At 36.1% G+C, this 13,212-nt stretch carries 19 protein-coding genes; 8 read left to right on the forward strand and 11 right to left on the reverse strand.

What is annotated here, in order from left to right; translation table 11 throughout:
• Window positions 1-197: 197 nt before the first annotated feature.
• On the reverse strand, window positions 198-1,442 hold the full coding sequence (locus ACWNMY_RS01320; protein WP_449536485.1) for a DUF4153 domain-containing protein: 1,245 nt from the start codon (window positions 1,440-1,442) through the stop codon (window positions 198-200).
• A gap of 255 nt (window positions 1,443-1,697) precedes the next feature.
• Between ACWNMY_RS01320 and ACWNMY_RS01325 the strand changes: the two genes are divergently transcribed.
• Window positions 1,698-1,910: a YjcZ family sporulation protein gene (locus tag ACWNMY_RS01325; RefSeq protein ID WP_449536486.1), complete on the forward strand. Its 213-nt coding sequence runs from the start codon at window positions 1,698-1,700 to the stop codon at window positions 1,908-1,910.
• 79 nt (window positions 1,911-1,989) lie between these two features.
• Here the strand turns inward: ACWNMY_RS01325 and ACWNMY_RS01330 are convergent, their stop codons facing one another.
• Window positions 1,990-2,223 carry a DUF3953 domain-containing protein gene (locus ACWNMY_RS01330; RefSeq protein WP_449536487.1) on the reverse strand — a complete coding sequence of 78 codons (234 nt, stop codon included), beginning with the start codon at window positions 2,221-2,223 and terminating at the stop codon, window positions 1,990-1,992.
• Between the two features lie 48 nt (window positions 2,224-2,271).
• The gene (locus ACWNMY_RS01335) at window positions 2,272-2,457 is read right to left on the reverse strand and encodes a hypothetical protein (RefSeq protein WP_449536488.1); all 186 of its coding nucleotides are present in this window, start codon (window positions 2,455-2,457) and stop codon (window positions 2,272-2,274) included.
• Between the two features lie 225 nt (window positions 2,458-2,682).
• Here ACWNMY_RS01335 and ACWNMY_RS01340 point away from each other — a divergent pair, with 225 nt between their 5' ends.
• On the forward strand, window positions 2,683-2,883 hold the full coding sequence (locus ACWNMY_RS01340) for a DUF4083 family protein (RefSeq protein WP_449536489.1): 201 nt from the start codon (window positions 2,683-2,685) through the stop codon (window positions 2,881-2,883).
• A gap of 7 nt (window positions 2,884-2,890) precedes the next feature.
• On the opposite strand, the gene ACWNMY_RS01345 is transcribed toward ACWNMY_RS01340, so the two are convergent.
• Entirely contained in the window at window positions 2,891-3,091 is a 201-nt protein-coding gene (locus tag ACWNMY_RS01345) for a hypothetical protein (protein WP_449536490.1), read from the reverse strand.
• Between the two features lie 524 nt (window positions 3,092-3,615).
• Between ACWNMY_RS01345 and ACWNMY_RS01350 the strand changes: the two genes are divergently transcribed.
• A complete protein-coding gene (locus tag ACWNMY_RS01350; RefSeq protein ID WP_449536491.1) occupies window positions 3,616-3,819 on the forward strand; it encodes a hypothetical protein in 204 nt (67 codons plus the stop codon).
• 15 nt (window positions 3,820-3,834) lie between these two features.
• Here the strand turns inward: ACWNMY_RS01350 and ACWNMY_RS01355 are convergent, their stop codons facing one another.
• On the reverse strand, window positions 3,835-4,161 hold the full coding sequence (locus ACWNMY_RS01355; protein ID WP_449536492.1) for a YnfA family protein: 327 nt from the start codon (window positions 4,159-4,161) through the stop codon (window positions 3,835-3,837).
• 258 nt (window positions 4,162-4,419) lie between these two features.
• Between ACWNMY_RS01355 and ACWNMY_RS01360 the strand changes: the two genes are divergently transcribed.
• Complete coding sequence (locus ACWNMY_RS01360; RefSeq protein ID WP_449536493.1) at window positions 4,420-5,019, forward strand: DedA family protein; 600 nt, start codon at window positions 4,420-4,422, stop codon at window positions 5,017-5,019.
• Window positions 5,020-5,145: 126 nt separating this feature from the next.
• The gene (locus tag ACWNMY_RS01365; protein ID WP_449536494.1) at window positions 5,146-5,994 is read left to right on the forward strand and encodes a hypothetical protein; all 849 of its coding nucleotides are present in this window, start codon (window positions 5,146-5,148) and stop codon (window positions 5,992-5,994) included.
• A gap of 66 nt (window positions 5,995-6,060) precedes the next feature.
• Here the strand turns inward: ACWNMY_RS01365 and ACWNMY_RS01370 are convergent, their stop codons facing one another.
• The 5 genes from ACWNMY_RS01370 to ACWNMY_RS01390 form a co-directional block, all read right to left on the reverse strand.
• Window positions 6,061-6,816: an HAAS domain-containing protein gene (locus ACWNMY_RS01370; protein WP_449536495.1), complete on the reverse strand. Its 756-nt coding sequence runs from the start codon at window positions 6,814-6,816 to the stop codon at window positions 6,061-6,063.
• 3 nt (window positions 6,817-6,819) lie between these two features.
• Window positions 6,820-7,497 (reverse strand): DUF1129 family protein, encoded by a 678-nt coding sequence (locus ACWNMY_RS01375; protein ID WP_449536496.1) that lies wholly within the window; start codon window positions 7,495-7,497, stop codon window positions 6,820-6,822.
• Entirely contained in the window at window positions 7,494-7,826 is a 333-nt protein-coding gene (locus ACWNMY_RS01380) for a PadR family transcriptional regulator (protein ID WP_449536497.1), read from the reverse strand. Before ACWNMY_RS01380 ends, ACWNMY_RS01375 begins: the two co-directional genes overlap by 4 nt.
• A gap of 922 nt (window positions 7,827-8,748) precedes the next feature.
• The gene (locus ACWNMY_RS01385; RefSeq protein ID WP_449536498.1) at window positions 8,749-9,948 is read right to left on the reverse strand and encodes a DUF2812 domain-containing protein; all 1,200 of its coding nucleotides are present in this window, start codon (window positions 9,946-9,948) and stop codon (window positions 8,749-8,751) included.
• Window positions 9,941-10,261 (reverse strand): PadR family transcriptional regulator, encoded by a 321-nt coding sequence (locus ACWNMY_RS01390; protein WP_449536499.1) that lies wholly within the window; start codon window positions 10,259-10,261, stop codon window positions 9,941-9,943. Before ACWNMY_RS01390 ends, ACWNMY_RS01385 begins: the two co-directional genes overlap by 8 nt.
• Before the next feature lie 262 nt (window positions 10,262-10,523).
• Between ACWNMY_RS01390 and ACWNMY_RS01395 the strand changes: the two genes are divergently transcribed.
• The 3 genes from ACWNMY_RS01395 to ACWNMY_RS01405 all read left to right on the forward strand — a co-directional run bounded on the left by ACWNMY_RS01395 (window position 10,524) and on the right by ACWNMY_RS01405 (window position 12,048).
• The gene (locus ACWNMY_RS01395; RefSeq protein WP_449536500.1) at window positions 10,524-11,015 is read left to right on the forward strand and encodes a CBO0543 family protein; all 492 of its coding nucleotides are present in this window, start codon (window positions 10,524-10,526) and stop codon (window positions 11,013-11,015) included.
• Entirely contained in the window at window positions 11,012-11,479 is a 468-nt protein-coding gene (locus tag ACWNMY_RS01400; RefSeq protein ID WP_449536501.1) for a CBO0543 family protein, read from the forward strand. Before ACWNMY_RS01395 ends, ACWNMY_RS01400 begins: the two co-directional genes overlap by 4 nt.
• Before the next feature lie 143 nt (window positions 11,480-11,622).
• The gene (locus ACWNMY_RS01405) at window positions 11,623-12,048 is read left to right on the forward strand and encodes an SRPBCC family protein (protein ID WP_449536502.1); all 426 of its coding nucleotides are present in this window, start codon (window positions 11,623-11,625) and stop codon (window positions 12,046-12,048) included.
• Between the two features lie 52 nt (window positions 12,049-12,100).
• On the opposite strand, the gene ACWNMY_RS01410 is transcribed toward ACWNMY_RS01405, so the two are convergent.
• Complete coding sequence (locus tag ACWNMY_RS01410) at window positions 12,101-13,168, reverse strand: DUF3626 domain-containing protein (protein WP_449538365.1); 1,068 nt, start codon at window positions 13,166-13,168, stop codon at window positions 12,101-12,103.
• Window positions 13,169-13,212 lie beyond the last annotated feature (44 nt).

Here is a 13,212-nt window from a genome sequence, read left to right on the forward strand (position 1 = left end):
CATTTTTGTTGTTATATCTATTCTTTCTCAATTGTGGTTACTACCTTCCAAGAACCAAGTATGTAAGAACAAATCCAGTTTTAACAAAACGAAAGACTAGGACTATTACACATTCCTAGTCTCTTTCTAGCTTTGCCTTTACACTCATTTTTTGAGTTTCTTTACACTTTTCGCTTAATGCCAGTCATAGATTTCTATTAAAAAAGGAATGGAAAAGTAAATGTAACAATAGCTGCCCAAAGTCCGTAGACAGGCAAATACATTGTAACGGAATCTTGTATCTTTGACGACGCAGTTTTGCCTCGTAAAAAACGTATATAAGATAACATAATCCAAACTAGATGTCCCCAGATAAGTATGTTTACACCTAAAGCGGCAAGTCTATTAGGCGTAATCCCATAAGAAGAGAGTCTGAACACAATGGCCGACAATGCCACACTGTCAATGATAAGGGCAAGAACAATTAAGGAAAAATTTATATAATCAAAAAGATTCTTTTTCTCGTCTGTTCCGCTTTCGATAATAGAAAAGATCGTTACCGCCAATACACAAAACAGTATGCCATTGAAGGCAATAAGGAAATCGCGGTCCATAAACGGATTATTTCCGACCAATAGAACCGTTGTAAGGTAGACCACCAATGTAATCAGGACAAGAGGACTAAAGATTTTTGCTATATAAGGTGTAATATTCTTTGAAATCTTAAGATTGTTTGATACCAAGTATGCACCCACAACAGCAAGTGAAGCAGCACCAAATAAGACGATATTTCGAAAATAGAATTCCTCAATATCTAAGGCGACAAAGCTAAATAATTGGAGTGTTAACAATGCTAGTAGCATTCCGCTAATTGCCATAATGCCGTAGAGAATAAAAAATTCTACATTAAATTTAAGATACGCTAATCTTGTGTTTCCTTTTGAATAATCATTTCCTGTAAACGCGAGTCCTACCAATACCCATAAAAATACGGGAAGGTGTAAATATACAAGGATGGTACTGTCATTATAATCTAATGGCAGCAGATTTAGATAAAACCCGGCAATTAAGAATAACGTGATAAGGATGTAAAGAATTTGTTTATTTGGTTTATTTTTAAAAGCAAAATAGGCAGCCATAAACGGAAGTATTCCAAAAGCAAGGTTAATTGGTGCTATTACTTCCTGTTCAACAAAATGAAATATGATCCTAGTACATATCCCAGCCAGAATGGCTAAAATGCCCATGGAAAGGAAACCTTTCTGAAGTAAGGAAGATTTTTCTTTATTTTCTATCTCCTTATAATGCAACCGTTCATACCAAACGGTAAGCACTTCCGAATCCGGGTTTTGTTCCCATGCATTTAAGAATGACCTTTTAAAAGCTTTTGGATCATTTCTAAACAACCTCTCCAGCTCATGAGGGTTATCCATATGTTCAATAATTAGATTGTTCATGTCCACGGTAATACCTCCTCTACAATTTCTATATTGATTTTAATCTACTTTTTATTGTTTTGCAATAAATAATTGTTAATACTTATAATTAAATTATTGTTAAGTTGTTTCTTAACAAGAAGAAATGCTTACCCTTGAAACTAGCAAATTTGGGCACTCAAGGATTTGAGACAAATACCCATTTTCCTCGTGGACCGTAGCAATTTACCAATAGGTGAGTACAATGTAGAGAATCTACCTATAAAGAAAAGGAGAATGAACATGGAGTTGAATATAACAAATATGAATAAAGCATCTGTAATGGGAGCTAGTATGGCGCCACAACCGGCGTATATGGCCCCTAGCTATGGATATAGCGCTCCAAGCTATGGATATGCTTGCCAAGAACCTTGTAACAATGATTCCTTTGTATTAATTGTTGTGTTGTTTATCTTATTAATCATTGTAGGGGCATGCTTCTTTCCTAAATGTTAACTAAGGGATAAACCTTCTAAAACACCACACAAAAACAAGAACATATCCCTTTAGATATGTTCTTGTTTTTATATGTTCGTTAGTTTATGAAAAATCCTTGAATGGAAACATAGGATGTAAATAGAAAAACAGCCACACATAACCATCCTAGTGCCCTTCGATCCCTTCGAAATTCTTCTACTCCCATTACTAACATAAGCAAACCTAGAGAGAACATCATGTATGATTGATACACAAAATCCTCTGTAAACAGCCCATATCCAACGAATAGAATAACGATTATGGCTAAACCAATTCTTGCTAGTTGTAACAATGAAATGCCCCCTGTTTCATATTCATATCAACTAGTGAAATAGATTGATTAAGTTGTTTTAATAAACCTAAAATAGGTTTTAAATTCATTTTCAGAGAGGGATAAGCTATGTGTTAAATCCTTCGTACGTAACACAAACTCTTTTACCCCAATAAATTCCGATTGAGCAACTAAGAAAAACTGTGTTCCTCTTTTATAACCGTTAAAGTTCTTTTTAAGTACATATAACTCCATTGAATACCCTTCCTAATTCACCAACATTAAAGATGATTCCATTATATATGAAAAGGGCAAAAATAGGGTATAGAAATTGAAGCTGGGTCTAGCTACCAATCACAACAACCCCTTACTTGCTTAAACTCAGCAAACTAAATCTACTATTTACTTATTTAATTTCGATTACCTCCACACTTATTTACATATAAATGTATTAATTTACCAAAAAGGAGGTTTACCTATATGAGTGAATTTAGTGGAGTAGGATTTTTACTTCTTGCAAATATACTGGTTATTGGCTTTGTTGCCTCTATCTTTTGGGCCGTTCGTATATACTTTGTAAAATCATCTAGAGAGCCAAAAAGTCATAAAGAGTTAGAAGAAAGAATCGATCAACTTGAACAAAAACTAGATAAGATTATTGAACTACTTGAAAAAAAGTAGTTATAAACTATTTCCTCTTTTTCACCAAATCTATCAAATAACAGATAAGTGCAAGTAAACTAGCTTGAAGTATGATAATGATCGTACTAAATGTATAAACGGCTGATTCAACGTACGATTCACCACTACCGAATACGCCTAAAATTGCAAAAAACAAAACGATACATATCAATAGAGTTAAGAAAAAAATACTCACATATTTTGACATCTCATAGCCCCTTACTGTCCAATATACAAGACATTGTTTTTTAGGTTTACACCATAATGTCATTTCGATTTTCTAGCAATGTACATTACATGCTATTTCAAACTAAGAAAATCTTCATGTTCACACACATGTTCTGCTAAGTCTAACCAAGCATTCAAAACTCCAGGGGGGTGTGTTCACGAAGATATAAAAACCCTCCACAAATAATTAGATGAAGTTTTTAAGCTTAAATTGTTTAAAAAACGGGAGTACATTTTAGGAAAAATAAAAGTTTTCTCAGAATCCTTGTACGGCAAAGTCTTTATCTTCAACTATCATATTTAGTTGTGATTTCCGCCCATATCCAAGTTTTCCATAAGAGTCCCACCTCGTTAGTTCGTTTACGAATCTTTTCACAATTATAACACTGATTGGAATTTTTTAGGATGTATACTTTTTTTGATATTACACTCCGAATACTTGTCTTTTCTGTTCATATATATGGAAGAGGACAACCAGTCCTTGAAAATTGAGGAGGGATTATGTTGGATAAGAATGAAAGAATTTCAGAAACAAAGTCTGATAACAGGAACTACAACGACATTAAAGTAAATAACAACTTCCAATTTACAATTAATTTTGGGGATTCGTTAAATTTGTTGGCCCTACTAGCAGGTGTTTTTCTTATCAAAACGGTTTCGAAAAAACAGAAGACGAATAAAAGAAAAAAGACGCTGACCCTTCCCTAGATCAACGCCTACATATTACTGGCGAGGTGCAAATAACATAACCGAAACACCTAGTATACAGATTCCAGCACCCAGCCAATCGTAGAAATCAGGTGTTTTTTTATCAATTCCCCAGCCCCATAGGACAGAAAGAACAATAAAAACACCACCGTAAGCAGCATACACCCTTCCGAATGATGGGAAAGTCTGAAAGGTAGCAATTACGCCGTACAATGCTAACGCAATTCCACCACCAATGCCCCAATAATACGGCTTCCCTTCTCTTAGCCAAAGCCAAATTAAGTAGCCTCCACCGATTTCGGCGATTCCAGCGAGTATAAAAAAGAAAATTGCATGAAACATATAAATCACGTCCTATATACGAAATTACTATACGTTCTATTATAGCAACCCTACGTAATATTCCAATTATACAGAAACTCTGAATTAAATCTGTGCCTGTATTTTTGATACCAACCACCTAATTAAGCCAGTCCCCTATATTCGTCAAACGACCTTTCCTATTTCTGCTTCATTTTCACGTATAATGTCTTGACATTAACAAACGCTACTATTATCAGGTTTGGTAGACTCGAACATCGTCAGAAATGAGGAAAGATAATGGAAATTGTTGAACGACTGTTTGCCCAATATGGATATTTCGTATTGTTGATCGGTTTGCCTATCGAATTACTTGCCTCTCCAATACCACCCGGCAACTCAACTCTTGCCTACACTGGATACTTGTCGCACAAACATGTTCTCAATCTCATGCCAGCTCTAACTGCTGCGTACTCTGGATCAGTGGTAGGAATCTCGATATCGTATTGGATTGGAAATAAATTTGGTATGACACTAATTGAAAAATACGGTAAATGGCTATTTTTAAAACCTAGCTATATCAAGAAAACGAAAAAAACGTATGAAAAGTACGGAAATAAGATGCTTATATTTGGCTTCTTTTTGCCAGGTGTCAGACAGTTTAACAGCTATTTTGCAGGCATCATTCAAGTACCCTATCGAACCTTTGCACTTTATGCGTATACAGGTTCAGCACTATGGGTATCTGTCTTTATCGGAGTTGGTTATATATTTGGTAATCAATGGCAACTTATCTTCACTTGGATTGAACAATTTATGAAGATCATAGTACTCATTTTGTGTGGTACCATTGCCGTTTTTCTTTTTATAAAATGGCGTAAAAGATTATTGGTACGGTAATTTATTTTGGGGGAAAACCAATCACGTGGGTATCGTACTCTATGCCAAGTTGAAACTCCTTTACTTATATAAAGCTTACCCTTTGTTGATAGTACCACTATTAAGCGATCTTCATGTGAAAGGAGCGTGAGATTTATTTCAAACTTCTTACCCTTCCTTATTCTGATTTTACTTACCATAATCCTTTTTACTGTATCTTGGCGGAAAGCAAGAAGCAAAAAGTTAATTCCGTTCTATTTGTGCATTGCCGGACTTATCTTCTTATTCGAGTATGTCATTTTCGTATTATTTAAAAGTTATGAGTATTATCCCGGGATTTTCAATGACAGCTACTTTGATAATATTCTCGGTTCTAATATATCAAATGGATTTATTGTCCCTGCAGCCACTATTTTTATTGCAGTATTTAATTTAGGTTTTTGGTGGATTCTTCTGATTATCCTTGGATTTGCTGGAATAGAGGAGTTGTTCCTACAGCTTACTATATACCGCCACTTTTGGTGGCAAACACCCTATACGAGTGTTGGACTGCTGATAAATTTTTATCTTGGAAAATGGATCTGGCGTTGGATTTGTTACCATATTGACCAATACAAACTGCGAATATTTTTACTTTATTTCGTCAATGTAGCGCTACAGGGTACCATTATGTTTTATTTGGTCGTCTTAACTCATCTGTTTTTTTATCATGTCAATTGGTTTGACAATCTTTCAAGAGGTCATATTGCATTTATTACACTGTATTTTTTTATCGACTCCATATTTTTTAGTCTACTAGTTGTTTTTAAGTCTAACTGGTTATGGAAAGGCCTACTTATTATTAGTTTGACCTGTATCAATCTTATCCTTCATTCATTTGGAATACTTGTTGTTTCTAGTCATTGGGTACTAGCGTTAGTGACATTAGTACAAATAGGAGAGTTATTTTTGCTCATGTATATGCAGAAACTTTTGCTTTCTGATACATTCGTCTAAAAAGAGCCCAGTCCTCGGTTTTGGTTCAACTAAGGGCTGGGCTTCCCATTTTAATATGTCAAAACGTCACACCACTGAATTCTTCCTTTTTTCAATCATAAATAAATTCAAAAAGATGACTACAAATATCATTTCAAAAGAGACTATCGTTATGACAAGTATTGTTTCAACACTCCAATTCGTAAACCGTGCAAAAACATCAGGAATAAACAGCATGATTGGTAACCATATCGGGAGCCACGTTTTATTCCTAATGGCTGTTGTGAAAAAAATACAACAACAAATGAGGATAACGATAACATCTGCTGTATGGTCACCTATATAAAACGGTTTTACTAAAAATTTACTTGCTAGCAATATGAGAATAGCGGAGAGCGTTACAAGTGTATTTGCAAGAATACCGCTAATAATAAACTTTTTATTTGAGTATTGCTTTCGACCAGCTTGCTGTAAAAAGTATACGTAAATGGCAAGCCCAAGCACAGCGAGAATAGGTAGCCCAATGACTTGGATGATGTTTAATTCGAAGTCTCCTCTAATGGCTGGCCCCATTAGAAAGTAAGCTATGACTCCAAGAAAATAGAATGGAAGTTGCTTTAGCAATTGTTTATAATCCGTCTTCATCTCCTGTTTCAGTGAAGCCATATAGTGTTCTGGTGAGCGATCAACGATATCATCGATGCTCTTCCCATTTTTCTCGGCTTCCATAAGATGATCCGTTAACTCGTCTAGTAATTCCGTAATTTCGCGTTCGTTTTTTCCAGACATCATTAAATACATTCGTAAGTTATCTATAAACGTCTCACTTTTCTTTGACAGCATGCCTTATCTCCTTACTTTAGTTTTTTTATACACATACATCGGTAACAAAATGACACCACCTAGAATGGCCGATGCCCACCAAGAAAACTCAAATGAAGGGCCAATTTCTGGTGTGAACTTGGCTACTACCAGGACAATAGCCATTCCAATTGCAGCCACGATTCCTGCTTTGATTGATTCTCTTTTATCGTTCCTTCTTTCATTAAACAATGATTTTTCTATAGTCTTAAGAATATAGACAAGAATGATATAGACAAAGACTGCTATGACAGCTGCTACACATAATACAGAAATAGTGTGAACCTCTGTATTCACTTCTGTAAATTGGGATAAGAGAAGAAATAAAGCACCCCTTATGAGCAATACCCAGCCAATGATATTTCCAATGATGCCACCAACAAATGGGATAAGTTTCCGTTTATCCTCCTTAGGAAGTTGTTCAATAATCTCATCGGCAAAGCCCTTTGGATCATCGCCAAATATGTCCTTTGCATTCTTCCCTTCCATTTGTCCATCCAGTAGGTGATCAAGTAATTCCATCAAGACTTCTTCCGATTGCTGCTCCGAAAGACTAAATTTAAGTCGGATATAAATGAGCAAATCCCCATAATATGCTTCATTTTCCGGTGTTAGCAATTCTCGTTTTCGATTGTTTTCTTCAATTAATTTTTCCGCGCTCATCCTTCTCTCCTCCCTACCAGTAATTCACTCACCGGTTTTGAAATTTGCTGCCATTCCTCCGTAATTGTCTCTAATGCGTCTTTTCCTGCCTCCGTTAAAAAATAATATTTGCGATTTGGACCTGATTCCGATGGCCGCATTTCACCACGTATGAGTCCACTCTTTTGCAGACGTAATAAAATCGGGTAAATTGTGCCCTCACTTACATCCGCTAAGCCAATCTGCATCAGCTTTTGTGAAAGCTCATAGCCATAGACAGGTTCCTTTTCAATCACAGCCAATACACAACCGTCTAAAATCCCTTTTAACAATTGGCTTCTTATTGACATTTTCCTTTTCCTTTCTCCACTATCATGTTAAACAAGATAGCGAACCAAAAATAAAATACTACCTGAGTAGTCGGTAAAACAAGGTAGTTTATATAAAAAATTTACTTCTTAGGTAATTGGTAAAGCAAGATAGTGAACGAAAAATAATATACCGTTTAGGTAGTTGGTAAAACAAGATAGTGAACGAAAATAATATACCGCTTAGGTAGTTGGTAAAACAAGATAGTACTTAAGTGAAAAGCTACTTTGTATTACATAGTAGCTGATTTTAGTGTATGATCTTTTCATTAATTTGTCAATAGACTTATTTAAGAATGAGTTAGAGTGAAAGCAGGAATGTATGATTCCGAGTTCTACGCTTTCTGTCATATTTATCCACTTGCGCATGGTTTTCTAGAATATTAGCCTTAAAAGCATTCGCAAATGTGAAATACGAATGCTTTTGATAGATTGGGAGACATTTTTTCATGCGCAACATCCATTATATGGTGAAAACTTCTTCGCAGTTTGCATTTTTTATCATACTTATCCACTTGCGCATGGTTTTCCAGAAAAATAGCCTTAAAAGCATTCGCAAATGTGAAATACGAATGCTTTTGATAGATTGGGAGACGTTTTTTCATGCGCAACATCCAAAATTAGGTAAATATAACCACGTAACTAGTACTTTTTGTCATATTTATCCACTTGCGCATGGTTTCCCAGAATAATAGCCATAAAAGCATTCGCAAAAGCAATATACGAATGCTTTTGATAGATTGGAAGACATTTTTTCATGCGCAACACCTATTATATGGTAAAAACCACTTCCTTGTTAGCATTAAATACCATACTTATCCAGTTTCGCGTACTATTTTAGAAAAGCAACTAAACAATGCGAATGCTTTCGTTAGTTTAGAAGAGGCTTTTTCAAAACCAACCCTTATTCCGAAATCATCTTAACCTTCTTTTCTATTTCTTCAATGACTACATCCATGTCAGCAAAACCATTATATTGAACATATATGACAGCTTTCCCTTTTGAAGCGTACACTTTTTTCATTTCCTCTTCCTCATATACAAGCAAATGATCAAAAGTGGGATGTTTTACTTCATTAAAGCTTTCAGGTTGATTTTCATATGTATAGCGTTTTATTAAATCAGAAATTAGATTGTCCGCCATACTAGGAATACTCAACTTAAACACCCTTGTATGAATTTGTGGTGAATATTCACCACTACCGTCTTCCCACGTTTCACCTGGCACTATTCCCTGCTCATCTGTATCATATTGGACCGGTGCAAACGGACTCCACATAGTCGAATACCGATTACCCCAATCAACATTGTCGCTCATATATTCGGGTTCCCCTCGAACCAAGGCGGGATTTTGTTCAACATCTGCTAATCTAACAATCGGTAAATTAGTAGGTTCCAATGGCAAGGTTTGAGTGTCCATTTTTACAAGATGTATAAATGGTAGAATCGCGCTCAATCCCGCGAACAATGTAAAAAGGAATGAGATCGTCGTATGTATGCGATGATGCTTTTTCCATGGAGCATGGTGATCAATGGGCTTTCCTTCAATCAAGGTTTTTCGTAGAGCCCGAATCGATATTGCGGCTTGCAAAGACATGTAAGCAAGGTAACCAATAATAACGGTTAACAACGTTTGTTGAAGGGCTGCGCCTTCCACTAACATGTAGGTTGGTGTCCCATCAAGGAACCATAAGGATGCCAGCATTCCTAACATAATCAGTACTCCGACTCCAACAATACCAGCATTAAGGGCTAACTTCTTGTCTAGTTCCTTTAACGTATATGATTGCTCCGCTGCGTCCGAATGCAATTCTGGTGCTTCCCGCTCTACAGGTGAAGAATAGACTTGAAAATATTGATAGCCAGTTACAAAATCCCATCCACTTTCTTTATACATCTCTTTCTTTTCTGTTGACAGTTTTCTTTTCATGGATACATCTATTCTGTACTTCATTTTTTTCGGTTCACCCATACTGAACTTAGCAAAATGAATCCCCATCTTTTTTAAATGGTATCCTTGTGCAGCCATATCCTGAAACCAGTTCTCATGTTCCCCAATACGCCAATAATCACTAGGCCGTAGTTTATAAATTGTTTTACTCATGCTCTTCACCTTCCTCTAAAAGATTGCCGTCTTGGATTAAGGCTTTTAATCGGCAGTACTCTGCACGAAGAGCTTGTTCCCCTTCTTGTGTAATTTCGTAGGTCTTTCTTCTGCCATCATCTTCAGCTAATGAAATCAGACCATCTTTTTGCATTCGTGAAAGTACACCGTAGAGAGTTCCGGGTCCCATCTTCACCCTACCATTTGAGACTTCTGTAATTGCTTGCATAAGCTGATATCCATGATTTGGATGCATAAGCGCTAGTAATACATAGTACATCGCTTCGGTCATCGGTCCCCCATTATATGCCACGATTTCATCCCTTTCTTTACTATTATGTCTCTCGATATTACGTATCGCGATATATCGTATAACATAATATTAATTGATGAGCGTTCTATTGTAAATATATAATTTCGACATTTTGAAAAAATGGTATCTGCCCTACATGACGAATGCTGTACTAGCATCAATTCAATTCAACTATTTTTTATTCTTTGTATTGAATGGAAATTGCTAGTAATGCAAATAGTTAACATAGAAGGATTTTTTAAGTAAGGGGGAATATTGAACCATGATGATGGAGCATTTGATTCTGATTGCAATGTGGCTGTTCGGCTTTGTTGCCTTGATTCTATTTATTCCACGCAAAGATCGACGTAAGGCAGCATTGGCATTTTTAATGTTTCAAGGAATCATCTGGCTTTGCGATATGCCTTCACTTACATATGGTTTTTTACGTGCACCAGTAAGGTTTTTTCCAAAAGCGACAGATCTCCCCCTAACCATTGATTATTTCTTTTACCCAGCGTTATTTTCCATATTTTACATCCATAGGAAAGTAAACAGTAATCCATTGGCAAGAATTAGTTATTTTTTAGTTTGGATTTCTATCATTACATTGTTTGATATTGTAATCGAAAGGTATACAGATTTATTAGAATATGGCCTCATAACGTGGTATGGAATGTGGGTATATATTTGGTTCCTCTTTTATGTAAGTCAAGTCTGCTGTGATTGGTTCTATAAGGACAAAGCTTTGTTTCAAACGGAGCAATCCCTATGAAACTGGAATGGTGGATTTTATTATTGGTATATGTTTTGGCGACATGGATTGTTTTTCTGATACCGAAGAAGAAATTTCGACTTGCGGTTGTGGCTTTTTTGTTTAAACAGTTAATAACGTTTCTTATTGGTTTGGTAGTCGTAGAGTTGGAACTACTCGAGTATCCAACTAGACTTTTTTCTTCTATTAATCGAACAAGCTTCACGTTTGAATATTATGCTTTTCCAGTAGTCTGTGCGGCCTTTAATGTATGGTACCCTAATGGTCGAAGTATTTTTATTCAGCTAGGTTACTATGCAGGATTTTCTACTGTATTGACGATCATTGAAATCATCATCGAAAAATACATCGATCTCATCAAATATATACACTGGGAATGGTACATTACTTGGATCACAATAGCTCTCTCATTTTATCTGACACGGAAATTTTGTAATTGGTTCTTCGCAAAGGATAGCGCTTGATTGGGTCAGAGATTCCTCTTCTCAAATCACTACGATGTTTACTAAAATTTGAATAGATAAACTTTTCAAAATTATCTATAATATAGTAAGGCAATATGACAACATGACGCGAAAAATCATCATTATGTAAGGAGGTAGTTAAAATGGAAACATTCAAGGAAATTACAGTAGAAACAATTGTTCAAGCACCGGTGGAAAAGGTATGGGAATATTGGACAAAACCAGCTCATATCACAAAGTGGAACTTTGCTTCAGATGATTGGCACTCCCCTTTTGCTGAAAATGATTTACGAGAAGGCGGGAAATTCGTTTCAAGAATGGAAGCCAAAGATGGCAGTTTTGGCTTCGATTTTGGTGGAGTCTATGATGAAGTAAGAGTAAATGAGGTAATTGCTTATTCAATGGAAGATGGAAGAAAAGTGAAAATCACTTTTAAAAATCAAGGCGACCAAACACAAGTAATTGAAACGTTCGATGCGGAATCATCGAATTCAATCGAGTTACAACAACAAGGTTGGCAGGCGATACTAGATAATTTCAAAAAGTATGCTGAGCAAACATCTATCTAAACAAACACCCCAAAGTTTACATGCAACTCTACCATTTGGGGTGCAATACTTTTTACCCATATCTAACTAGAACGTGCCACAATAGTTTTAATTCCTGAAGGACTTCTTTTACAGTTCCTCGCTCAACCCAATTTTGAGGATTTACGTATACGTCCATGACAGCAGAACCAATCATGTTTGCATCTATTTTATTTGCAGAAATTCGTTTTGCTAAAGTTGGCATTGATGGACCTCTAAAATTTGAAGGCACTTCATCCACCTTTAGGACAAAGCCCCTGTGCCAAAACAATTCAATCGAATACGTACGACATATTTCTTCTAACGTCTCCCCTATCTTAGTTCCTTTAAAAGAAGGATCTGCCACTAGTATTTCTACATCCTCTTGAAGGGAAATCTCTCCATGAATCTGAGCTTCAATATAATGATTAAGATTGCGTGAAGGCTCATTGGTTACTAGGTCAGATGCTGGCTTTTCAAGATTATTCAATAAATGATTTATTAATCTTGTTGGATTTACGTTCGGTTCCCCGATTGCATATTCTCGTTGAAATGACTCTTCTAAAAGTGCAGCCAGTATCATGTCAAACTCTTCATACGTACCTTTTTCCATCGGGGTAAGATGTGAATCCAAATAAGTAAATGTGGAACGAGTAGAAACCTTGGGTTTTAGTAGGAAATAACACGAACCAAAGCGCGGAGCAGGTCCATCTGGATGTAACATTACATGTAACGCTCCATATTTGGGACGTTCGCTAGTAGCTGTACCATCCATTTGATAGGCTCCTCCGAACATGTCGTTCTCCCAAAGATCACGTTCACCACCCGGATGAGCAGATAGACTTGCATTTGAAATTCGTGTTTCAAACTGACTTTTATATTTTCCATGTTCCAACAGTGATTCGGCTACGCTTTTCATCGTTGAAAGTGGTCTATCTGGATGAAAATGTATCCCGATTCTTGCCTTATCTTTTAAAGTGCGAACGGCCTTTTCAAAGGTGTGTGTAGAAATATTGGACATATGAAGTATATGACGAATTGTTGCGTTAGCATTCGTTTTATGCTTTCTAGCGTAGTTTGTCATATATTCAATTGCCATCTGTTGAGAGTTTGATAATTCCACTTTATATTTCACATCCTTTTAACCTAATCAAAATAATGCCAGAT

The organism is Ferdinandcohnia sp. Marseille-Q9671 (assembly GCF_976954385.1).